This is a genomic window from Azospirillum sp. UENF 211521 (assembly GCF_058780535.1).
The window spans coordinates 94,517-116,916 of sequence record NZ_JBSNCF010000005.1; the positions used below are offsets into that span (position 1 = coordinate 94,517).

A 22,400-nucleotide genomic window follows, 5' to 3' on the forward strand; every position below is an offset into this window, starting at 1 on the left:
TGCCCCTTCATCCTTCCCCTCCCCCGCGAAACGACAGGAGTTCGCCATGTCCCGTCCCCCTCTGCCCCCCTTCAATGAAGAGTCCGCCATCGAGAAGGTCCGCCTCGCGGAAGACGGCTGGAACAGCCGCGACCCCGCCAAGGTCACGCTGGCCTACACCACCGACACGCGCTGGCGGAACCGCGCGGAGTTCGCCAACGGCCGCGCCGAGGTCGAGGCCTTCCTGACCCGCAAGTGGAACCGCGAGCTGGACTACCGGCTGATCAAGGAGCTGTGGGCGTTCGGCGGCAACCGCATCGCCGTGCGCTACGCCTACGAATACCACGACGACAGCGGCCAGTGGTTCCGCGCCTACGGCAACGAGAATTGGGAGTTCGCCGAGGACGGGCTGATGCGCGTCCGCCACGCCAGCATCAACGAGCACCCGATCGCCGAAGCCGACCGCAAGTTCCACTGGCCGCTGGGCCGCCGTCCGGACGACCATCCGGGCCTCAGCCACTTCGGTTTCTGATCCGGCGGAGGAGTCGGAGGTTGCCATCCGAAGCCTCTTCGGCCACAGACTGTGACGGAGACGCGGCGAAACGGGGGCGCGCATGGACCGGCTGCAGGCGATGCGGATCTTCGTGAAGGTCGCGGAAGCGGAAAGCTTCGCCGAAGCCGCCCGCCTCCTGCACCTCAGCGCGCCCGCGGCGACCCGCGCCGTGGCCGCCCTCGAGGAACTCATCGGCGCCCGCCTGTTCGTGCGCACCACGCGCTCGGTCAAGGTCACCGAAGCCGGGTCACGCTATCTCGAGGACTGCCGCCGCATCCTGTCGGACATCACGGAGGCGGAGGCCGCGGCGGGCGGCGTCTACGCCACCCCGACCGGAACGCTCGCCGTCACCGCCTCCGCTCTGTTCGGCCCGATCCATGTGCTGCCGATCGTGACCGAGTATCTGGACCGCTACCCCGGCATGCGCGCACGGACCTTCTTCATCGACCGCCCTGTGAACATCGTGGAGGAGGGCATCGACGTCGCCGTGCGCATCGGTCACCTGCCGGATTCCGGGTTCACGGCGATCCGGGTCGGCACGGTCCGGCGCGTGGTCTGCGGCGCCCCGGCCTATTTCGAACGCCACGGCGTCCCGCAAACGCCGGCCGACCTCAGACACCACCGCATCGCCCTGTCGACCGGCGCCTGGGCCTCGCCGGAGTGGCGGTTCGCGCGGGACCAGCGGGTGACCATCGACCCGGTCCTGCAATGCAACACCAACGAGGCGGTGATCGCGACCGCCAAGGCGGGCTGGGGCCTCGCCCGGGTGCTCCATTACCAGATCGGCCCGGCCCTGCTGGCCGGAGAGCTGCGCATCGTGCTCGCCGACCATGAGGAACCGCCCCTGCCCATCCACGTCCTTCATCCCGAGGGGCGCCACGCGCCGGCCAAGGTGAGGGCCTTCGTGGACCTCGCCGTGGCCCGCCTGCGCGAGAACCGCTTCCTCAACTAGGACCGGTCAGGGAATCGTCGGCGCCGGCGTGCTCAGGCTCCACATGGCGTCGAACATGGACGCCTGGAAGGCCGCGAAATCGGCGCTGTCGAGGATCAGGCCGTAGCTTTCGCGCGCCGACGAGATGACCGAAACCTTGCTGCCGTGGATGAAGCAGGTCATCGCGAGGTTGTAGGTGGCGGGCGCGTAGCGCAGTTCGCGCCGCTCCTCCTGGCTCGACGGCCAGATCGGCGCGATGTCGCGCTCCTCCGAGCGGATCACCCGCAGCCAGATGCCGCGCCGCGCCCGCTCCTTCAGATAGCGCTCCATCTCCTCCAGCCCCGGCTCGACCATCAGCTCCCGCATGGAGAGGGTGGCGCGCAGCTCCGTCTCGTCGCCGCTCAGCGTCTCCCACAGGACGGTGCGGATGCCTTCGGGGCCGGGGTGGAAGCGGACGTTCGGCTGGCCGTTCTCGTGATGGTACATCGACCGCAGGACCGGCATCACGTCCTCGAGCATCTGCCGCCGGGCCTCGCTGCGCTCCAGCAGGATGCCCGGGTCCTGGGCGACCACGAAGCGGCGCTTGCCGTGATCGACGAAGCGGACGAGCCCCTCCGCCTCCAGCTTGGCGAGAGCGTCGTGCGCCGTGGTGCGGGCCATGCCGGCGCCCGCGGCCACCTCCGTGACGGAGCCGCCGCCAAGGCGGATCGTCGTCAGATAGAGCTTGTAGAGCGTCCCCGATATGCCGATCCGGGACAGCTTCTCCTCGAGATTCACCCACGTGCTCCCTTTTGAATCGCGTCGCAACATGCCCGATTCCGCGCCACCCGTCCATCGTCGGTTTTCACCGATAAAATCACGGCATCCGGCAACATCCTACTTTCACAAGGGCGATAAAATGGGCTTTCATCCCGCCATATGCCCGTTAAAACAGCAAGTTTCGGCCTGCCAAACGCCATTCATTTGTATTTTTCGAATTGACGGATTTTTCCGACACTGTCATCGTTTTGTCGCCGTCCGAGGACGCTGACGTCCCGCGAGACGGCGCCGAACGGTGGAACGAGGGAAGGTGATGGAAGCGAATTCAAAAGCGCATGCGGCGGCGCCGCCTTTCACGCAGAGGGCGCCGCGCCGCGCCGCAAGCCCCCGCATTCTGACGGACCGGTCCTTCCGCGCGGCGCTGGGCCTCACCGCCTTCTTCGCCGTCTGGCAGGCGCTGACCTCCCTCGGCGTCATCGACGCCTTCCTGCTGCCCTCGCCGGTCGCGGTGGCGGGGGCGCTCTGGGACATGGCGCTCGACGGCTCGCTGTGGGTCCATCTCGGCGCCAGCCTGCAGCGGGTGGCCGTCGGCTTTGCGCTCGCCTGCGTCGTCGGCATGGCGCTCGGGCTGATCTGCGGCTGGTGGCGCGGCGTCGCGGACTTCGTGCGGCCGGTGGTCGAGGCGCTCCGCCCCATCCCGCCGCTCGCCTGGATCCCGATCACCATCCTGTGGTTCGGGCTCGGCGATGCCGCGTCCTACTTCCTGGTCTTCCTCGGCGCCGTCTTCCCGGCCTTCGTCGCCACCTACACGGCGGTGCGCGGCCTCGACCGGAACCAGATGAACGCGGCGCTCTGCCTGGGTGCCACGCCCTGGCAGCTCTTCACCGACGTGCTGATCCCGGCCTCCCTGCCGATCATCCTGCCGGGTCTGCGGATCGCGCTGGGCGTGGGCTGGATGTGCGTGGTGACCGCCGAGCTGATCGCCGCGCAGACCGGCCTCGGCTACCTGATCCAGCAGTCACGCATGCTGTTCCAGATCAACAACGTCGTTGCGGGCATGGTGGCCATCGGTCTCGTCGGCTTCGCCATGTCCGCCGTCCTCGAACGGATCGAGCGTCGGGTGAACGCCTGGGCGCCTTCCGAGCGCAATTGAGCAGGAGGCGAAGGAACATGGCCGCCAACACCGCACTCAAGACCCCCGCCCCGCCCCCCGGCCCGCCCCCCGGCACACCACAGGCCCAGCCGGCCGACATCCAGATCGACATCCGGAATCTGGGCAAGGTCTATGGCGGAACCTCGTCCGACAACATGGTGGTCGCGCTCGACGGGGTCGATCTGCGCATCCGCCGCGGCGAGTTCATCTCGCTGCTCGGTCCCTCGGGCTGCGGAAAGTCGACCCTGCTCGGCATCGTCGCCGGCTTCCAGTCGGCGTCGAGCGGGACGCTCCTGCAGAACGGCCGCCCCATCGTCCGGCCGGACCCCTCGCGCACGGTCGTCTTCCAGGACTACGCGCTGTTCGGCTGGATGACCGTGCAGGAGAACGTGGAGTTCGGCCTGAAGGCCAAGGGCATGGCGAAGAAGCAGCGCGCGGAGATCGCCCGCTCGCTGATCGACATGGTCCGGCTGACCGGCTTCGAGGAGAAGTACCCGCACCAGATCTCCGGCGGCATGAAGCAGCGGGCGGCCATCGCCCGCGCGCTCGCCCCCGACCCCGACATCCTGCTGATGGACGAGCCGTTCGGCGCGCTGGACGCGCAGACCCGCGTGCTTCTGCAGGAGGAAATCGCCCGCATTTCGTCCGAGGCCGGCAAGACGGTGATCTTCGTCACCCACGGCATCGACGAGGCGGTGTTCCTGGCCGACCGCGTGGTGGTGATGAGCCCGCGGCCCGGCCGGGTGCGCGAGGAGGTCGCCGTGCCGCTGCCGCGGCCCCGCACGGCCGAGATGCGCTCCGATCCCTGGTTCGTCTCAACGGTCAACGACCTGTGGGAGACCCTGAAACCCGAATGGCAAAAAGGGGAATGAACGTGACCTCGACACTCTCGCGCCGTCGCTTCGGCCAGCTCGCCGCCGGCATCGCCGCCGCCGCAACCCTCGCCAAGCCGGCGATCCTCCGCGCGCAAGGCGCGGACGTCGTCAAGATGGGCTGGTTCAACACCACCACCGTCTCGGCCCAGATCGCCCATGTGCTGATGCGCACGGACATCGCGGCCCGCAACGGCCTGCGCATGAACATGATCCAGCTCAACGCCTCGCCGGCGGTGAACGAGGCGATCGTGTCGAACGCGGCCGATGTCGGCACGCTGTCCGACTTCGCCGCCGTCACCACCATGGCGGTCGGGGCGCCGGTCACCACCATCGCCTCGCAGGCGCGCTTCCGCTCGGCGGTGCTGGTGACCAAGAAGTCGGGGATCACCGACGTCGCCGGGCTGAAGGGCAAGCAGGTCTACGGCACCTTCGGCATCACCGCCTTCCAGAACGCCCAGGAAGCGATGATCAAGGCCGGCCTCACCCCCGGCCGCGACATGACCTTCGTCAATGTCGGGCCGGCGGAGCTGGCCGACGCGGTGGGCGCGCAGCGGATCGACGCCTTCTTCACCTACGACCCGTTCGTGAGCTTCTTCGAGAACGCGGGCTTCGCCCAGGTCGTTTCGGAGAATCTGACTCCGGTCATCGTGCTGACCGCGAACAACCGCTTCTTCAAGGACCGGCCCGAGGTGGCGGAGCGCTTCCTGCTCGCAAACTCCCAGGCGCTGTACTTCGCCAGCCAGAACCACGACCTCGTCAACGGCTGGTTCCGCTCGCTGGAGCCGGCGAAGAACATCCCGGAGGCCGTGCTGGAAAAGGCGTCGGGCTACGACCCCGCCTGGAACGCCAAGGCGCCCACCGACATCAAGGCGGCGCTCTCCGACGAGCAGATCAAAAAGCTGAACCAGCTCGCCGAATGGGGCGTCGAGGCGAAGCTTCTGCCGCGCCTGCCGGACGTTTCGAAGTTCGTCGACACGACCATCGCCGGCAAGGTCGACGCCGCTTTCGCCACCCAAAACTTCGATCCGAAGACGGTCAAGATCGTCGGCTGATCGGCCGGCGGTCCCGACGCATCGCGCAGGACGGGGCGGCGGCCGTGCCGGGCCGCGCCGAAGGAGACTTCATGACCTTACGACTTGACGACCCCCCCGCCCCTCCAACGCGCCATTTCGACTTCGCCACGCTGCCGGCACCCGACCGCTACCGCCTTCTGACCGCCGCGGTCCTGCCGCGGCCGATCGCCTGGGCGGTCACCCGCTCGGCCGAGGGACGGGTGAACGCGGCCCCCTACTCCTTCTTCAACGTCTTCGGCTCCGACCGGCCGGTGGTCTGTCTCGGCGTGCTGGCGCGCCCGGACCGGCCGAAGGACACGGCGGTCAACATCCGGGCGACGCGGGAGTTCGTGATCAACCTCGTCCCCTTCGATCTCGCGGAGGCTATGAACCTCACCTGCGTCGAGGCGCCGCCCGAGGTGGACGAAACCCGGCTCGCCGGGCTCGCCACCCTGCCGAGCGTCGCGGTCCGGCCGCCGCGCATCGCCGCATCGCCGGTCGCCTTCGAATGCCGTGTGATCCACGAGTTCGAAAGCGGTCCCGGACAGTGGCTGTTCGTGGGCGAGGTGCTGCACGCCCATGTCGCGACGCGCGTCCTGACCGGCAACCCCGAACGCCCCCGCATCGACCATGAGGCGCTCGACCTCGTCGCCCGCATGCACGGCCCCTCGGCCTATCTGCGCACCCGCGACGTCTTCGATCTGGTGAGGCCGGTCTGGGCCGACACCGCGCCCAAGCCCACCGAAACACACTGCAAGGAACGACAAGCATGACCAAGGTTAAAGTGGCCGCGGTGCAGGCGGCGACGGTGCCGTTCGACGCCGCCGCGGCGACCGCCCGCACGGTCGACCTGATCGCCGAGGCGGCGTCCACCGGCGCGTCGCTCGCCGTTTTCCCGGAGGCCTTCATCGGCGGCTACCCGAAGGGGCTCGACTTCGGCTGCTCGATCGGTCGGCGCACGCCGGAGGGCCGCGCCGACTTCGCCCGCTACGTCCGCGGCGCGATCACGGTGCCGGGTCCGGAGACCGAGACGCTGTCGGCGGCCTGCGCGCGGCACGGCATCCACGCGGTCGTCGGCGTCATCGAGCGCGACGGCGGGACGCTCTACTGCACGGTGCTCTACCTGTCGCCGGACGGCCGGATGGGCAAGCACCGCAAGGTGATGCCGACCGGGTCGGAACGGCTGGTCTGGGGGTTCGGCGACGGCTCGACCCTCACCGTGATGGACACGCCGTTCGGCCGTGTCGGCGGCGCCATCTGCTGGGAGCATTACATGCCGCTGATGCGCGCGGCCTACTACGCCAAGGGTGTCCAGCTCTGGGCGGCGCCGACGGCGGACGACCGCGAAAGCTGGATCGCCACCATGCGCCACGTCGCCATGGAGGGGCGCTGCTTCGTGATCGGCGCCTGCCAAGTGATGCGCCGCTCGGACTTCCCGGAGGACTACGCCAGCCGCATCGACGCCGGGCCGGACGAATGGATGATGCACGGCCGCTCGGTCATCGTCGGGCCGCTCGGCGAGATCCTGGCCGGACCGCTGGTCGACGCGGAGGGCATCCTGACCGCCGAGGTGGACGTCGAGGATCTGGTCGGCGCCAAGCTCGATTTCGATCCGGTGGGCCATTACGCGCGGCCGGACCTGTTCAGCATGCGCGTTGACGAGACCCCGCGCGCGCCGGTCGCCACGGTGCGCGAGGCCGCCCTTCCGGAGCGCAACGAGACGGTCGAAGAGGCGGCCTGACGGGCGAAGGGGCTTGCGTCGCCGTTGGACGACGCAAGCCCCGGTTCCCGCGTGTGCCCGGCGATTAATGCCGGTTAATGATCGGCGCCTTGTAACTGATAATGCTTCTCATGATCATTTGCGGAAGATTTGGCCCTGTCCGGACAGGCCGACCACACCGCATCTTGTCAAGGGAAGCCCCCAATGCCCGACACCCACCTGCTCACCGCCGATCCGATCCTGTCCACCTTCCCCGGCTGGGAGAACGGCGCCGCCCGCCCGATGCGGCTCGCGGTGGACTGGACCGACGCCCTGAGGAAACTGGACGTTCTGGGGACCGTCCGGGTCGTCACCGGCAACCGGAGCATTACCCACGGGAAGACCGGGCGCTTCGGCAACGTCGACGGCAACGGCCCGGCCCTGATCGTGCTGAACCGCGAGGTTGATCTGCGCGTCTTCCCGCGCCACTGGGCCATCACCGTCCACACGCCGGAAACGGACGGCGAGGCCGAGGCCATCCGCGTCTTCGACCGGCACGGCCGCGCCGTCCACGCCATCCACCGCACCGCGGAGACGAACGCCGCCGCCTGGGACACCTTCCTGATCCTGCACCGCGCCGCCGACCAGGACGGGCCGGTCCTGGAACCCCTGCCCGCCCCCGCCGCCGAGCGGCCCGACGCCGAGATCGACGTGGAGGGGCTGCGCGCCGCCTGGAGCGCCATGACCGACGTGCACGAGTTCTTCGGCATGTTGAGGACCTTCGGGGTCGGGCGCCGGCAGGCGCTGCGCCTCGCCGGGCCGGACTTCGCGCGGGAACTGCCCGCCGCCGCCCTCCTGCCGCTGCTGGAGGCGGCACGCGACCGCCGGCTGGAGATCATGATCTTCGTCGGCAACGCCGGCTGCATCCAGATCCACACCGGCACGGTGGACCACCCGGCGGCGGCCGACGGGCTGCTGCGCATCGACGACCCCGGCTTCACCCTGCGCGCCATCCAGGCCCGGCTGTCCAGCGCCTGGGTCGTCCACAAGCCGACCGACAAGGGCGGCATCACCACCGTCGAGCTGTACGACGACCGGGGCGACAACGCGGCCATCCTGTGCGGCCAACGCGACGAGGACAAGCCGGAACGGGCGGAGTGGCGCGCGCTCGCCGCGTCCCTGTGACGGGCGGGGACCGGCCGATGAGGCGCCTGCGCTTTCTCCCCGCGGCAATCGCCGCCACCCTCGCGCTCACCGCCGTCCCCCTGGCCGGGGCGGCGGAGCGGCGGATCGTCACCGTCGGCCCTCCGGTGACCGAGCTGGTCTACGCGCTCGGCGATGGCGGCTCGGTCGTCGGGCGCGACACCAGCAGCCATTATCCGCAGCCGGTGAACGGCCTGCCCGACGTCGGCTACATGCGCGCCCTCTCGGCGGAGGGCGTGATGTCGCTGGCCCCGACCCACGTCCTGGCGATCCAGGGCGCCGGCCCCGAGACGACGCTCGACCAGCTTCGGGCGCTCGGCGTCACGGTGGAGGTCGTGCCGGAAACGCCGACGCTGGCCGGGCTGCTCGACAAGGTGGAGCGGGTCGCCCGCCTGCTCGGCCGGGAGGCGGAGGGGCGGCGGCTGGCGGACTCGCTGAACCGCGACCTCGCCGCTCTGGCCGCCGTCGCCGCCAAGTCCGGAGAGCAGGACGGCGCGCCGGTCGTGCTCGGCGTGGTCGGCGGCGGGCCGGGCGGTCTGATGGCGGCGGGCAGCCGCTCCGTCCCCGCCGCGCTGATCGCCATGGCCGGCGCGCGCAACGCCCTGGAGGTCGAGCGCGACTATGTGCCGATGTCGTCGGAGGCCGTCCTGGCCGCAGCACCCGACATCCTGCTGGTCAGCCGGTCGCTGGTCGACCGCTCGGGCGGGCTCGACCCGTTCCTGGCGACGCCGCAGCTCGCCCTGACCCCGGCGGCCAAGGCCCGGCGGGTGGCGGTTGTGGACGGGGCGCTGCTGATGGGGCTCGGCCCCCGCACGGCCGAGGCCGTCGCCGAACTCACCCGCGTCCAGGGCACCCCTCCTCAAGGACAACCATGAGCCTGACCCTGACCATGCCGTCCTCCCGGAAAGGGGACCGGGCGGCGCCGGCCTTCCGGCGCCCGCCCCTCGTCCCGGTGCTGGCGGCGCTGGCCGTGGCGCTGGCGCTGGCCGTGCTGACCGCCGTCGCGACGGGGAGCGTGTCCGTCCCGCTCGACCGCAGCCTGTCCCACCTCGCCGCCCTGATCGGCCTGCCCGGCACGCCGCTGTCCGAACGCGACTGGATGGTGCTGACCATGCTGCGCCTGCCGCGCATCGTCCTGGCCGCCGCGGTCGGGGTGACGCTGGGCGTGGCCGGGGTGGCGCTCCAGGCCGTGTTCCGCAACCCGCTGGCCGACCCTGGGCTGGTCGGCGTGTCGAGCGGCGCGGCGCTGGCCGGCTCCGCCGCCATGGTGCTGGGGGTGTCGGGGCTGGGGCTGGCGCGCAGCGGCCTGTCGCTCGCCACCGTGCTGCCGCTGGCCGCCTTCCTCGGCGCGCTGGCCGCCACCGTTCTGATCCTGGCGATCTCCCGCCGCGACGGGCGCAACGCCCCCGCCACCATGCTGCTGGCCGGCATCGCGGTGAACGCCATGGGCGGGGCCGGCATCGGGCTGTTCAGCTACCTCGGCGACGATCTCGCGCTGCGCCAGATGACCTTCTGGATGATGGGCGGCTTCGGCGGTTCCAGCTGGGCGCAGATATGGCCGGCGATGCTCCTGATGGGGCTGGCGACCGCCGGGCTGCTGGCCGTGGCGCGGCGGCTCGACCTGTTCGCCATGGGCGAGCGGGAGGCCTTCCTCCAGGGCCTCGACCCGCACCGCTTCGCCGTGCGCACGGTGCTTCTGGTGGCGCTGGGAGTCGGGGCGGCGGTGGCGGTGTCCGGCCTGATCGGCTTCGTCGGGCTGATCGTGCCGCACGTCATGCGGATTCTTCTGGGGCCGGTGCACCGCCGGCTGATGCCGGCGACGGCGCTGGCGGCGGCGGTCCTGCTGGTCCTGGCCGACACGGTGGCGCGAACCATCGCCGCCCCGGCCGACGTGCCGGCCGGCCTGCTGCTGGGCGCCGTCGGCGGTCCCTTCTTCCTGTGGCTTCTGCGCCGCCGCGCCGGCGCGCTGGGAGGGACCTGACCATGCTGGAAGCGATCGACGCCGGCCTGACCATCGGCCGCGCCCGCCTGCTCGACGGCGTCACCGCCGCGGTGCGGCCGGGCCGGGTGCTGGCCATCCTGGGACCCAACGGGGCCGGCAAGTCCACCCTGCTCTCCCTCCTCTCCGGGGAGCGGCGGCCGACCGCCGGCCGCGCCCTGCTCGACGGGGTGGCGATGTCGGCCATCCCGGCGCCGCGGCTGGCCGTCCGCCGCGCCCTGGTGGCGCAGCACCAAGCGGTCGCCTTCGCCTTCTCGGTGGAGGAGGTGATGGAGTTGGCGACCGAGCCCTGGCTGATCCGCCCCGGCGACCGGCGCGCCCTGATCGCCGACTGCCTGATCCGCGCCGGGGCCGGCGGGCTGGCCGGCCGGCTGATGCCCCAGCTCTCCGGCGGCGAGCGCCAGCGCGTCGCCTTTGCCCGCGCGCTCGCCCAGTTGGCCGCCGGTCGGCACGGGCGCGACGTGGCGGGGCCGTCCTACCTGCTGCTGGACGAGCCGACGGCCAGCCTCGACCCCGCCCACCAGCACCATCTGCTGCGGGCGGCGCGCGACTGGGTGGAGCGGACCGGCGGCGGCTGCGCGGTGATCCTGCACGACCTGACGCTGGCCGCGCGCTACGCCGACGACGGGCTGCTGCTGGCCGGCGGGCGCGTTGCCTGGACCGGGTCCATGGCCAACCTGCCGGTACCGGTGCTGGAGCGCGTCTTCGGCACGGCCTTCGTCCGGCTCGACCTGCCGGAGGAGGAGGGCGTGGTCTACGCCGCCACGGGACGCGCCGCGGCGTCTGGAAAAATCATTTGCGAATGATTATTAATATCAAATAGGGAACGAGACGGGGCGCCCCGAAGAGGCGCCCCAAAAAGGCGTTGGAGGGAGGGGACGGTGCGTGTTCTGGTCGTTGAGGACGACGCGGCGGTCAGCTACTGGATCGGGGCGAAGCTCGGCGGCTCCGGCCATTCCTGCCGCTTCGCCGGCGACGGCGAGGACGCGCTGCGCCTGCTGCGCGAGGAGGCGTTCGACGTGGTGGTGCTGGACCGCATGCTGCCCAAGCTGGACGGCATGGAGGTGCTGAGGCGCCTGCAGGGGACCCGCCACCCGCCGGTTTTGGTGCTGTCCGCGCTGGACGAGACGACGGAGCGGGTGGCCGGGCTGCGCGCCGGGGCCGACGACTATCTGGGCAAGCCCTTCGACTTCGCCGAGCTGCTGGTCCGGCTGGAGCATCTGGCGACCCGCCGCGCCGTCCTGGCCGGGGCCGGCGACGTGCTGGAGGTCGGCGATCTGGTGATGGACGTCACCCACCGGCGGGTGACCCGGCGCGGCGTGCCCATCGAGCTGACCGACAAGGAGTTCAAACTCCTGCACATCCTGATGAGCAACCCCGGCCGCACCGTGACCCGCAGCATGCTGCTGGAGAAGGCCTGGGGCTACGGCTTCAACCCCCCGACCAATCTGGTGGAGGTCCATGTCTTCAAGCTGCGGGCGAAGATCGACAAGGATTTCGACCCGCCACTTTTGAAGACCGTGCGGGCCATCGGCTATGTCCTGGGCTAGCCCGTCTGGGGCCGGGCCGGCCTGGGTCCAAAGGTTCCGCCGCCATCTCGACACGCGCAGCTTCCGCCAAGCCATGGCCATCGGCGCGGTCTTCCTCGTGGTGGCCGGCGCCGCCGTGCTGTGGAGCCGCGCCCTGCTGGTGGAGCTGGTCAACGAGCATGTCGTCGACCTGCTGGAGCGCGACCAGGAAACGCACCGCCTGCACGGCGGCTTCGGCGACGCCGCCGCTCTGGTCGCGGAGCTGCGCCGCCGCGAGCGCTTCGCGCCGGAAGGCACGCGGCGGCGCATGGTGATCGACCGCGACGGGCGCGTGCTCTACGGCGACGAGGCGATGGCCCGGCGCCTGCTGGCCGTCATCGCCTGCGGCGGCCCGGCCCCCTGCGAGACCGGCCGCATCGACCAGCGCGGCGATGGTTGGAAGGTGCGCGGGATGGTGGTGCGGCTGGGCGACGGCGGGCGCTACATCAACGCCTACGACCTCCAGCCCATGCTCGACCAGCTCCGCGCCGTGCCGCTGGCGGCGGGCTGCGGCGTGCTGGTGTTCCTGCTGACCAGCGTGGCCTTCGGCATCCGCTTCAGCGCCGGCACGCTGCGCCGGGTGTCGGCGATCACCATGGCGTTGACCTCCTACGCGGCGGGCGACCGCGACCGCCGCGTCGCCATCACCGGCCCGGACGACGAATTCGCGCGGCTCGGCCACGAAATCAACCGCACGCTCGACCGCGTGACCCGGCTGGTCGAGGAGGTGTCCAGCGTGTCGAGCAGCATCGCGCACGAGATGCGCACGCCGCTGACCCATTTGCACAACCGGCTGGTCACCATCGCCGAGAGCTGCCCCGACGACGCCCTGCGCCGCGAGCTGGAGGAGGGCATCGAGGAGACGCGGCGCATCCAGCACCTGTTCCGCGCCATCATGCGGCTGGGCGAGATCGAGACCGGGCGCTGCGCCCTGGCGGTGGAGCCGCTCGACGCCAGGGCGCTGCTCGACGAGGTGGCCGAATCCTACCTGCCGCTGGCCGAGGGCACCGGCACGGTCATCACCGTCGCCGTGGAGCGCGACCTCGATCTGCGCGGCGACCGCACGCTGCTGTTCCAGACCGTCGCCAATCTGGTGGACAACGCCCTGAAATACGCGCCGGGCGAGGCGCTGCACCTGTCGGCCGGGCCGCGCGACGGCTGGAACGAGATCACCGTCGCCGACCGCGGACGGGGGCTGGCGCCCGGCCAGCGCGCGCTCGCGGTGCAGCGCTTCTGCCGGCTCGACCCGTCGGACCGGGTGCCCGGCCATGGGCTCGGCCTCGCCATCGTTGACGCCATCGCCCGGCTGCACGGCGGCGCCCTGCGGCTGGAGGACAACGGGCCGGGCCTGCGCGCGGTGGTCCGGCTGGAACGCCGGGGCCGGCCGGTGGCTGCTCCCCCCGTTCCCGGCGCCATCACCGGCCTTCTCCATTAAGCGAAATTAAGCGAAGCGCCGTTGAGCCAATTTGCGAATGCGAACTATTCTCAAATGAATTCGCAACCGACGCTTCGGACCGCTTCCATGCCGCACAGCAGCTCCACTGCCCCATCCCCCGACACGCTGGCCGCCCTGCGCGACCGCCTCGCCACCGCGCCGAACGGCGTGCTGGAGGCGGTCGCGACGGAGACCGGCGTCAGCCTGCTCGCCGTCACCGAATGCCTGCCGGACGGCTTGCGCGCCTTCGCGCCGGGGGAAACCGCCGAGGCGGCGATGCTGGACATGGCGGAGTGGGGCACGGTCACCGTTCTGGTGCACAGCGCCGACCTCGTCCTGGAATGCAAAGGGCCGCTGCCGCGCGGGCAGTTCGGGCGCGGCTTCTACAACCTTGCCGGCGGCAGCTCGATCGGCGGGCACATCCGGCTGGACCGCTGCCGCACCGTCGGCTTCGTCCGCCGGCCCTTCATGGGCAGCGCCGACAGCGCCTCCGTCGTCTTCTTCAACGGCGACGGGGAGGCGATGTTCAAGGTCTTCGTCGGCCGCGACGACGCCCGCCAGCTCCTGCCCGATCAGGTGGAGCGGTTCGAGGCGCTGAAGGCCCGCCTGTGCGGGGCGCCGCGCCAGACCGCCTGAACCGGCGCCTGAACCGGCGCCGGGCGGCTTCAGCCCATCAATTGCGAATAAGACGCAATCGCATTTTTATAAGAACAACACGCAGAAAAACCTCGTGCAGAGAGACGGAGATGATCGTGCCACCCGAGTCCCACCGCCCTGCCCTCCCACCGTCCCGCTCCCGCCTGCGCACGGCGCTGTGGCTGTCGGCCTCCGCCCTGACGCTGCTGGCCCCCGCCGCCCAGGCGCAGCAGCAAACCCAGCAGACCACCACCCAGACCGCGCAGGCGACCACCGCGCCGCCCCCGACCATCCTCGACGCGGTGACGGTCTATGGCGAGCGCGGGATGCGCAGCGTGGGCGAGAACACGGGCACGGTGTCGGTCATCCCCGATTACGAGCTTGAGAAGCGCGGCGTCCACCGCCTCCAGGACCTGCCGCGTTACGAACCCGGCGTGACGGTCAGCAACTCCCCGTCCCGCGCCGGGGCCGGCGGCTTCACCATCCGCGGCATCAGCAACAACCGCATCCTGATGCAGGTCGACGGCACGCGCCTTCCGGAATCCCCGGCCTCCGCCGCCCCGTCCGCCGGCTACAACCGCGATGTGGTCGATCTGGACTCGGTCAAACAGGTGGAGATCGTGCGCGGCCCGGCCTCGGCGCTCTATGGGTCGGACGCGCTGGGCGGCGTGGTGACCTATGTGACCAAGGACCCGGCCGATTACCTGCGGCCCGGCCGCGACAGCTTCGTCTCGCTGAAGACGACCTACGACAGCGTCGATTCCAGCCTGTCGGAGACCGGCACGGGGGTGCTGCGCTCCGGCGACTTCTCCCTGCTCGGCATCTACACGCGCCGCGACGGGGAGGAGTACAAGTCCAAGGACAAGGCCTTCCGCAACCCGCAGGATTACGAGGGCAACAACGGCCTCGCCAAGCTGGTCTGGGACCACGGGCCGGACAAGGTGACTCTGACCGGCGAGTATTTCCACCGCCAAACCGACACGACGCTGCGCAACGACGTCGGCGGCAGCGCCAGCTACATCTTCTCCATGGCGCCGATGCGGATGACGCGCGGCGCCTTCACCGGCTCGACCGCCGACGACACGGCGACCCGCTGGCGCGTCAGCCTGGAGCACGCGCACGACGCGCCGATCGGCTTCATCGACCACATCGACTGGCGCCTCTACGGCACCCAATTCGACCGCGAGGAGAAGCGCACCCGCAACGCCCGCGTCGCCACCTCCACCAGCCCGCTGTTCACCGCCGGCACCGGCCTGCGCGAGTCCACCAGCAACGAATCCAAGCAGACGATCGTCGGCGCCGCCGTCAACCTGCGTTCCGACACCCAACTGTTCGGGCTGCGCAACAGCATCTCCTACGGTTTCGGCGTCGATTCCATCCGCACCGAGCGGATGCGCGACGTGACCCTGACCAACCTCGCGACCGGGGCCACCGCGAAGAGCTACAACGGCGACACCTACCCCAGCCGCACCTTCCCCAACACCGACACGCTGATGGCCTCGGCCTATGTGCAGGACGAGATCACCATCGACCGACTGCGGCTGGTGCCGGCGCTGCGGCTCGACTATTACCGGATGGACCCGGACAAGGACGCCGCCTATTTCGCCGCCAACCCGTCCACCCAGCCGGAAAAGCTGGACAAGCTGGCCCTGTCGCCGAAGTTCGGCGCGACCTACGACCTGACCAAGGAATACGCGCTGTTCGGCCAATACGCGCACGGCTTCCGCGCGCCGCCATACGACGACGCCAACCTCGGCTTCTCCAACCCGACCTACGGCTACGAGGTGCTGCCCAACGCCGACCTCAAGCCGGAGAGCAGCGACGGCGTCGAGGCCGGCCTGCGCGGCAAGTTCGGCGACGGGTCGAGCTTCCAGGTCTCCAGCTTCTACAACCGCTACAGCGACTTCATCCTGCAGAAGGCGGTCGGCACCGGCGCCGGCGGCATCCTGCGCTATCAGGCGCAGAACGTCTCGAAGGTCGAGATCTTCGGCGCCGAGGGCAAGGGCGAGTGGCGGTTCCGGCCGGGCTGGGCGCTGTTCGGCGCGGCGGCCTTCGCCCGCGGCTTCGACATCGACGCCGGCACCGCCATCGACGAGGTGGCGCCCTTCACCGTCAACGCCGGCCTGTCCTACACCGCGCCCAACGATTTCTGGGGCGCGCAGATCGCCGCCACCCACATGATGGCGAAGACGGCGAGCGACGTGAGCAACCCGACCTACCTGAAGGCTCCGGCCTACACCACGGTGGATCTGGCCGCCTACGTCAACCCGACGGAGAACATCAGCCTCGGCACCTCGGTCAACAACCTGTTCAATCAGGGCTATTACAACTACGTCAACGTCGTCGGCGTCAGCGAGACCTCGGCCGACCGCCGCCGCTATCTGGAGGCCGGCCGTTCCTTCCTGGTGCACGCCACGCTGAAATGGTGACGATCCGACCTTGACCTTGGTAGGCCGCGCCGGAACCCGTCGGCGCGGCTCACGACATCCGGCTGATGGCCTTGCGGAAGCGCGCCAGCGACAGGCTGAACAGGGCCATGCCGATTCCGATGAGCGCGAGGAACTGCGGCCAGACCACGTCGAGACCGGCGCCGCGGTACAGGATGGCCTGGGCCAGCGTGACGAAATGCGTCGTCGGCGCGGCGAGCATCACGTCCTGAACCAGGGCGGGCATGCTCTCGCGCGGCGTCATGCCCCCCGACAGCATTTGCAGCGGCACCATCACCAGGATCAGCAGCATGCCGAACTGCGGCATGCTGCGCGCCACCGTCCCCAGGAAGATGCCCATCGACGTGGTGGCGAACAGGTGCAGGGCGGCGCCGGCGAGGAAGAGGGCGACGGACCCGCCGATGGGAACCGCCAGCAGCCCCTGGACGACGAAGACCAGGGAAAAGGCGCAGGCGGTGAGCACGACCAGCGCCATCGACCAGATCTTGCCGACCATGATCTCGGCGGGCGTGACCGGCATCACCAGCAGATGCTCGATGGTGCCATGCTCGCGCTCCCGGATCAGGGCGGCGCCGGTCAGGATGATCGACAGCATCGTGACCTGGTTGATGACCTCGATCACCGATCCGAACCAGCCCTTGTTCAGCTCGGGATTGAATCGGACCCGCAGGGCGAGGTCGACCGGGAGGGTTTGCTCCCCGCGGTAGCGCTGAACGAAGGCGGTGACCTCGCCGCTGACGATCTGCTGGATGTAGCCGCTTCCGGAAAAGGCCTGGGTCATGCGGGTCGCATCGACGTTGAGCTGGATCGCCGGCTGGCGCCCGGCGAGGACGTCGCGCTGGAAGTTGGGCGGAATGTCGAGCGCGAAGGTGTCGAGCCCGGCGTCCATGCGGGCGTCCATCTCGGCGGGGGTGATCAGGACCGGCGGCAGGAAATAAGGTGGATAGAAGGCGCCGACGATGCGGGCCGACAGCGGCGAGCGGTCCTCGTCGACGATGGCGATGGCCGCCTTGTTGAGTGTCTCCGGGATGGCGGTGGCCGCCGTGTAGATCGCCAGCGTGAAGGAATAAACGATGAGGGCCAGAAGCATCGGGTCGCGGCCGAGGCTGCGCAGTTCCTTGATGCCGAGGTTCAGGACGTTGGACGCCTGCATCGCTCAGACCTCCTGCTTCTTCAGCAGCAGCGCGCTCACGCCGATCAGGACCGGGACCGCGACCAGCAGCGCGGCGAAGGCGGCGTGCAGATCCCCGAAGCCCAGGGCCTTGGAGAAGACGCCGCGCGACATGGTCAGGAAATGGGTGGTCGGATAGACCTCGCCGATGAGCGCCGCGGCACCCCCCAGGGACGACACCGGATCGATCATGCCGGAATACTGGGTCGCCGGGATCAGCGTGGCGATGGCGGTGCCGAAGATGGCGGCGATCTGGCTGCGCATGAAGCTGGACATCAGCAGCCCCATGGCCGTCGCCGCAACGGTGTACAGCACGGCGCCGGCAGCGAGGGCCAGGACGTTGCCGGTCAGCGGCACCCCGAAGGCGGTGACCGCCAGCGCCACCATCAGAAGGAAGTTGAGCATGGCCAGCCCGACATAGGGCAGCTGCTTGCCGAGCAGGAACTCCAGCTTGGTGACCGGCGTGGCGTAGAGGTTGATGATCGAGCCGAGTTCCTTTTCCCGAACCACGCTGAGCGCCGCCAGCATCGCCGGGATCAGCAGCAGCAGGATCGGGATGACCGCCGGCACGATGGCCTTCAGGCTCTCGACGTCCGGGTTGTAGCGGAAGCGGGTCTCGATGGAGGCGAGGCTGGGCGTGCCGGTCCGCGAGGCCAGCCATTGACTGTGCATGCCCTGCACATAGCCGTTGACCGTTTCGGCGCGCGTCGGCATGGAGCCGTCGATCCACGCCCCGATCTGCACCGGGCGGCCGCGGGCGACGTCGCGGCCGAAGCCCGGAGGGATTTCGAGCGCCAGGGAAAGCTCGCCCGTCCGCATGCGCCGGTCGAGATCCGCGTAGTCGGCGATCGGTGCCCGCTCGATGAAGTAGCGGGATCCCGCGAGGTTGAGCGTGTAATCGCGGCTGACCGTCGTCTGGTCCCGGTCCAGAACCGCGAAGGACAGGTCTTCGACATCCATGTTGATGCCGTAGCCCATGATGACCATCAGCAGGAGGCTGCCGACGAGGGCCAGCGTCGCGCGGATGGGATCGCGCCGCAGTTCCAGCGCTTCCAGCCGCGTGTAGCTGAGCATGCGCCGCAGGCTGAAGAGCCGGCCCGTCGCTTGTTCGCCGGAAGGGGCGGCGGGCGGCGGGGCCTGTCGGCGATCATCGGGGGCCGCCGCCGCATCGCTTTCCTGGCCCTCCGCCACGGCCTCTTCCAGATAACCGATGAAGGCTTCCTCCAGCGTCGCGGCACCGCGCGTCGCGACGAGCGCCGCCGGCGTGTCGCTGACCAGCACGCGGCCGGCGTGCATCAGCGAGACGCGGTCGCAGCGCTCGGCCTCGTTCATGAAATGGGTCGAGATGAAGATCGTCACCCGGTCGCGGCGCGCCAGCCCGATCATGATCTCCCAGAAGGCGTCGCGCGCGATGGGATCGACGCCGGAGGTCGGCTCGTCCAGGATCAGCAGGGCGGGCTCATGGACCATCGCGACGGCGAGGGACAGGCGCTGGCGCCGGCCGAGCGGCAGCCGGTCCGGCAACGCCTCCATCGCGTCGGCGAGGCCGAAGCGCTCCGCCACCGCCGAGACCCGGCGGGGAAGGACGTCCTCGGGCACCTGGAACAGGCGGGCGTGCAGTTCCAGGTTCTGCCGGATCGTCAGCTCCGAATAGAGCGAGAAGGCCTGCGACATGTAGCCGACGCGCCGCCGGGTCGCGATGTTGCCGGCATCCACCGGCTGCCCGAACAGCCGGGCCTCGCCCTCGCTCGGCGGGAGCAGGCCGGTCAGCATCTTCATCGTCGTCGTCTTGCCGCAGCCGTTGGAGCCGAGGAAGCCGAAGATCTCGCCGCGCGGGATGCGGAAGCTGACATGGTCAACCGCCACAAAATCACCGAACCGCATGGTCAGGCCCTTCGCCTCGATGGCAATGTCGTTCCCGTCCCCTGTGCGCGGCACGATCGCGACGGCCTTGTGGCCGCGGCGCTTCTCCTCGGGCATCAGCGCGACGAAGGCCTCCTCCAGCGTCGCGGTCGCGGTGCGGTCGAGCAGGTCCCGCGGGCTGCCGGTGGCCAGCACGCGTCCCTCGTCCATGGCGACGAGCCAGTCGAAGCGCGCCGCCTCCTCCATGTAGGCGGTGGCCACCACCACGCTCATGCCGGGACGGTCCGCCCGGATGCGGTCGATCAGCTCCCAGAACTGCCGCCGCGACAGCGGGTCCAAGCCCGTGGTCGGCTCGTCGAGGATCAGCAGGTCCGGGTCGTGGATGAGCGCACAGCACAGGCCGAGCTTCTGCTTCATGCCGCCGGACAGCTTGCCGGCGGGCCGGTCGAGGAAGGGTGCCAGACCGGTGCTGCGCGTCAGGTCGGCGATGCGCCTCCGGCGCTCGGCCCCGCCCTGGCCGAACAGCCGCCCGAAGAAGTCGAGATTCTCGGCGATCGACAACGTCGGGTAGAGGTTCTTGCCGAGTCCCTGCGGCATGTAGGCGATGCGGGGGCAGACGGCGCGGCGGTGGCGCGTCTCGGCCATGCTGCCGCCCAGCACCTCGACCACTCCGTTCTGCAGGGCGCGCGCCCCCGACATCAACGCCAGAAGGCTCGACTTGCCGACCCCGTCGGGACCGATCAGCCCCGAGACCCGCCTCGCCGGAAGGTCCAGGCTGACCCCATCGATGGCCCGAACCTTCCCGTACACCAGACGGACGTCCCGCAGACGGGCGACGCGCGGCGTGGCGGTGGGGGCCGCGGCGGCGCTCATGGCACGAGGTTTTGCAGGTTGGCCGGCCATACGGTGTCCGGATCGATCCGCACATAGGCCACCCCCGGCAGGCCGGTCTTCACGTCGCGGATGTATTTCCTGAGCAGCGGCGGCGGGATCTGCGCCTTGACACGGAACATCAGCTTCTGGCGTTCGCTGGCCGTCTCCACGGTCTTCGGGGTGAACTGGGCGACGTCGGCCACGAAGGTGGCCTTGGCGGGAATGACGTATTGCGGGAAGGCGTCGAGCACGATCCTCACCTCCGTCCCGATCCTCACCCGCCCGGCGGCCTCCGTCGGCAGGAAGAAGGTCATGTAGACGTCGCTGAGGTCGACCATGTTCAGCACCCGGCCGCCGGCGCCGAGCACCTCCCCCGGCTGCGCCACCCGGAACTGCACCCGGCCGTCGCGCGGCGAGCGGAGCGTGCTGTCCCGGATGTCGGCCTGGATGCGCTCGATGGTGGCCGCGGCGGCCTCGACCGCCGCCTGGGCGTTGACGACCTGGGCCTCGGCGGTGGCAATGGCGGCGTCGGCCGCGGCGACCTGGGCCTTGGCCGCGCTGACGGCGGCGTTCGCGCTCTCGAAGCGGGCGCGGTCGGTGTCGAGCACCTGCCGCGACGTCGTGCCCCGCGCCTCCAGCTCCTCGGACCGGGCGAGCTGCTTCTGGGCGACGTCCCGCTCGGCCTCGCGCTGGGCGACCAGGGAGTGCGCCGCCTGCCGTTCGGCCTGGCGCTGGAGCACCTGATGGCGGGCGGTCTCGACGCCGATCACCGCCTGCTGCTTCTGCGCCTCGGCCTGCTTGGCCTGGGCCTGGAGCACGTCGGTGTCCATCCGGGCGAGCACTTGGCCGGCGGTGACGAAATCGCCCTCATCGACCAGGATGTCCTCGACCCGCCCGGCGGTTTTCGTGGCGATGTCGATCTCGACCGCCTCGATCCGGCCGTTGCCGCTGGCCAGACCGGCGGGCAGCCCCCTGGGCTGCAGGAACAGCCACGCACCGTAGAGGATCACGACGACGGACAGCGCGGCTGCGGCCTTGAGCAGCCACCGGCTTGGCTTCCTCATCATCCACCAATCCATTCGCTTGCAGGCGTACGCCTTCAAGGGCGACCAGCCTATCAGACCAACCGCGCAGCGCCACCGACTTTTTCAGCTTGAGGTGGAACGCTTCTCCTGTCGCCCCACGGGGTCCGGCGCGCGCGCCTGAACGGGGGACAGTTCATTCGGACGCGCAGCGCAACCGGCCGCGTCCGTGCGTTGACCGTCTTCGCATGGCACGCGACGGCACGGCGGAGAGCTTCCTGCGGTCAGCGCATCTCGACCAGCAGGCGCCGCAGCCAGATGCCGGACGGGTCGGCTTCGGTGCGGCGGTGCCAGACCAGCGAGTAACTGAAGTTCGGGATCAGGAACGGCAACGGGAAGGACAGCAGGCCTTGCGACAGGGCGATCGATTCCAGCAGTGACGGCAGGGTGGCGACCATTTTCGTCCCCACGATGGCGGTGATGTTGCTCATGAAGCTGGGGGAGCGCAGGGCAATGGTCCGGTGGCGCCCGATGTTCTTCAGAAAGACATCGATCGGGCTCGATCCCGAAGCGCGGAACTGCGCGACGGCGTGGGGGTAGAGCAGATAGTCGTCGATCGACACGCCCTGGTCGCCCAGGTCCACCAGCGGGTGGTCCGCGGAACAGAACCCGACGAAACTGTCATGGAACAGGAATTGCGACAGATAGGGCGATTCCGGCGGCTGGAGGCCCCAGAAGGTGCAATCGAGTTCCCCATTGGCCAACTGCGCCAAGGTGTGCTCCCCGACATTGATCAGTTCCAGCGTCGCGTTGGGGGCGACCTGCTGAAGCTTCCGGGTGAGCCTGGGCACGATGGTCAGGGCGGCGAAATCGCTGATGCCGATCCGGAAATGGCGGTTGTCCTCGACGATGTCCAAACCGTCGCTCCTCATCAGGACGCGGACGGATTGGAGGATGCCCGCCACCGGCCCAATCATCGATTGTGCCCGCTCCGTCGGCACCAGACGGTTGCGGGCGCGCACGAACAGCGGATCGTCCATCAGGACCCGGAGCCGGTTCAACGCATGACTGACCGCCGGTTGGCTCAGCGCCAGTTGCGGAGCCGCATCCTTCACAGAGCCGGTGCGCGCGATCGCGTCGAAAACCACCAGCAGATTCAAGTCGATACGGGTCAAATTCATG

Annotated in this window: 20 protein-coding genes; 15 read left to right on the forward strand and 5 right to left on the reverse strand. The window is 69.9% G+C overall.

The genetic code is table 11. The annotated features are described in order from the left end of the window. Nucleotides 1-46: 46 nt before the first annotated feature. Entirely contained in the window at nt 47-511 is a 465-nt protein-coding gene (locus ACWPN5_RS29710) for a nuclear transport factor 2 family protein (RefSeq protein WP_492299095.1), read from the forward strand. 82 nt (nt 512-593) lie between these two features. After that, the gene (locus ACWPN5_RS29715) at nt 594-1,484 is read left to right on the forward strand and encodes a LysR substrate-binding domain-containing protein (protein ID WP_492299097.1); all 891 of its coding nucleotides are present in this window, start codon (nt 594-596) and stop codon (nt 1,482-1,484) included. Nucleotides 1,485-1,490: 6 nt separating this feature from the next. Here the strand turns inward: ACWPN5_RS29715 and ACWPN5_RS29720 are convergent, their stop codons facing one another. Next, the gene (locus ACWPN5_RS29720; protein ID WP_247896700.1) at nt 1,491-2,240 is read right to left on the reverse strand and encodes a TrmB family transcriptional regulator; all 750 of its coding nucleotides are present in this window, start codon (nt 2,238-2,240) and stop codon (nt 1,491-1,493) included. Nucleotides 2,241-2,535: 295 nt separating this feature from the next. On the opposite strand from ACWPN5_RS29720, the gene ACWPN5_RS29725 reads away from it, so the two are divergent. The 13 genes from ACWPN5_RS29725 to ACWPN5_RS29785 all read left to right on the forward strand — a co-directional run bounded on the left by ACWPN5_RS29725 (nt 2,536) and on the right by ACWPN5_RS29785 (nt 16,271). Continuing rightward, complete coding sequence (locus tag ACWPN5_RS29725) at nt 2,536-3,375, forward strand: ABC transporter permease (protein ID WP_492299099.1); 840 nt, start codon at nt 2,536-2,538, stop codon at nt 3,373-3,375. A gap of 17 nt (nt 3,376-3,392) precedes the next feature. After that, the gene (locus tag ACWPN5_RS29730; RefSeq protein WP_492299101.1) at nt 3,393-4,247 is read left to right on the forward strand and encodes an ABC transporter ATP-binding protein; all 855 of its coding nucleotides are present in this window, start codon (nt 3,393-3,395) and stop codon (nt 4,245-4,247) included. Beyond that, on the forward strand, nt 4,244-5,302 hold the full coding sequence (locus tag ACWPN5_RS29735) for an ABC transporter substrate-binding protein (RefSeq protein WP_492299103.1): 1,059 nt from the start codon (nt 4,244-4,246) through the stop codon (nt 5,300-5,302). Before ACWPN5_RS29730 ends, ACWPN5_RS29735 begins: the two co-directional genes overlap by 4 nt. 71 nt (nt 5,303-5,373) lie before the next feature. After that, a complete protein-coding gene (locus tag ACWPN5_RS29740) occupies nt 5,374-6,075 on the forward strand; it encodes a flavin reductase family protein (RefSeq protein ID WP_492299105.1) in 702 nt (233 codons plus the stop codon). Next, nucleotides 6,072-7,043: a carbon-nitrogen hydrolase family protein gene (locus tag ACWPN5_RS29745; RefSeq protein WP_174451648.1), complete on the forward strand. Its 972-nt coding sequence runs from the start codon at nt 6,072-6,074 to the stop codon at nt 7,041-7,043. Before ACWPN5_RS29740 ends, ACWPN5_RS29745 begins: the two co-directional genes overlap by 4 nt. Before the next feature lie 183 nt (nt 7,044-7,226). Then, nucleotides 7,227-8,186 (forward strand): ChuX/HutX family heme-like substrate-binding protein, encoded by a 960-nt coding sequence (locus ACWPN5_RS29750; protein WP_492299107.1) that lies wholly within the window; start codon nt 7,227-7,229, stop codon nt 8,184-8,186. A gap of 17 nt (nt 8,187-8,203) precedes the next feature. After that, entirely contained in the window at nt 8,204-9,079 is an 876-nt protein-coding gene (locus ACWPN5_RS29755; RefSeq protein WP_492299108.1) for a heme/hemin ABC transporter substrate-binding protein, read from the forward strand. Next, entirely contained in the window at nt 9,076-10,185 is a 1,110-nt protein-coding gene (locus tag ACWPN5_RS29760) for a FecCD family ABC transporter permease (RefSeq protein ID WP_492299110.1), read from the forward strand. Before ACWPN5_RS29755 ends, ACWPN5_RS29760 begins: the two co-directional genes overlap by 4 nt. 2 nt (nt 10,186-10,187) lie before the next feature. After that, a complete protein-coding gene (locus ACWPN5_RS29765) occupies nt 10,188-11,009 on the forward strand; it encodes an ATP-binding cassette domain-containing protein (RefSeq protein WP_145683574.1) in 822 nt (273 codons plus the stop codon). A 75-nt stretch (nt 11,010-11,084) separates the two neighbouring features. Continuing rightward, entirely contained in the window at nt 11,085-11,753 is a 669-nt protein-coding gene (locus ACWPN5_RS29770) for a response regulator transcription factor (protein ID WP_145683572.1), read from the forward strand. Beyond that, nucleotides 11,740-13,206: a sensor histidine kinase gene (locus ACWPN5_RS29775; RefSeq protein ID WP_492299111.1), complete on the forward strand. Its 1,467-nt coding sequence runs from the start codon at nt 11,740-11,742 to the stop codon at nt 13,204-13,206. Before ACWPN5_RS29770 ends, ACWPN5_RS29775 begins: the two co-directional genes overlap by 14 nt. A gap of 87 nt (nt 13,207-13,293) precedes the next feature. Beyond that, nucleotides 13,294-13,842, forward strand: coding sequence for a heme utilization cystosolic carrier protein HutX (hutX, locus tag ACWPN5_RS29780; RefSeq protein WP_186466071.1), 549 nt, complete (start codon nt 13,294-13,296; stop codon nt 13,840-13,842). A 110-nt stretch (nt 13,843-13,952) separates the two neighbouring features. Beyond that, nucleotides 13,953-16,271 carry a TonB-dependent hemoglobin/transferrin/lactoferrin family receptor gene (locus ACWPN5_RS29785; RefSeq protein ID WP_492299112.1) on the forward strand — a complete coding sequence of 773 codons (2,319 nt, stop codon included), beginning with the start codon at nt 13,953-13,955 and terminating at the stop codon, nt 16,269-16,271. Between the two features lie 49 nt (nt 16,272-16,320). Here the strand turns inward: ACWPN5_RS29785 and ACWPN5_RS29790 are convergent, their stop codons facing one another. From ACWPN5_RS29790 to ACWPN5_RS29805, 4 genes are all read right to left on the reverse strand, one after another. Next, entirely contained in the window at nt 16,321-17,442 is a 1,122-nt protein-coding gene (locus tag ACWPN5_RS29790; RefSeq protein WP_492299113.1) for an ABC transporter permease, read from the reverse strand. A 3-nt stretch (nt 17,443-17,445) separates the two neighbouring features. Then, entirely contained in the window at nt 17,446-20,196 is a 2,751-nt protein-coding gene (gene rbbA, locus ACWPN5_RS29795) for a ribosome-associated ATPase/putative transporter RbbA (RefSeq protein ID WP_492299115.1), read from the reverse strand. Beyond that, entirely contained in the window at nt 20,193-21,263 is a 1,071-nt protein-coding gene (locus tag ACWPN5_RS29800) for an HlyD family secretion protein (RefSeq protein ID WP_492299117.1), read from the reverse strand. The genes rbbA and ACWPN5_RS29800 overlap by 4 nt, the downstream gene beginning before the upstream one ends. Before the next feature lie 239 nt (nt 21,264-21,502). Further along, nucleotides 21,503-22,399, reverse strand: coding sequence for a LysR family transcriptional regulator (locus tag ACWPN5_RS29805; protein ID WP_145683563.1), 897 nt, complete (start codon nt 22,397-22,399; stop codon nt 21,503-21,505). Between the last annotated feature and the right edge of the window lies 1 nt (nt 22,400).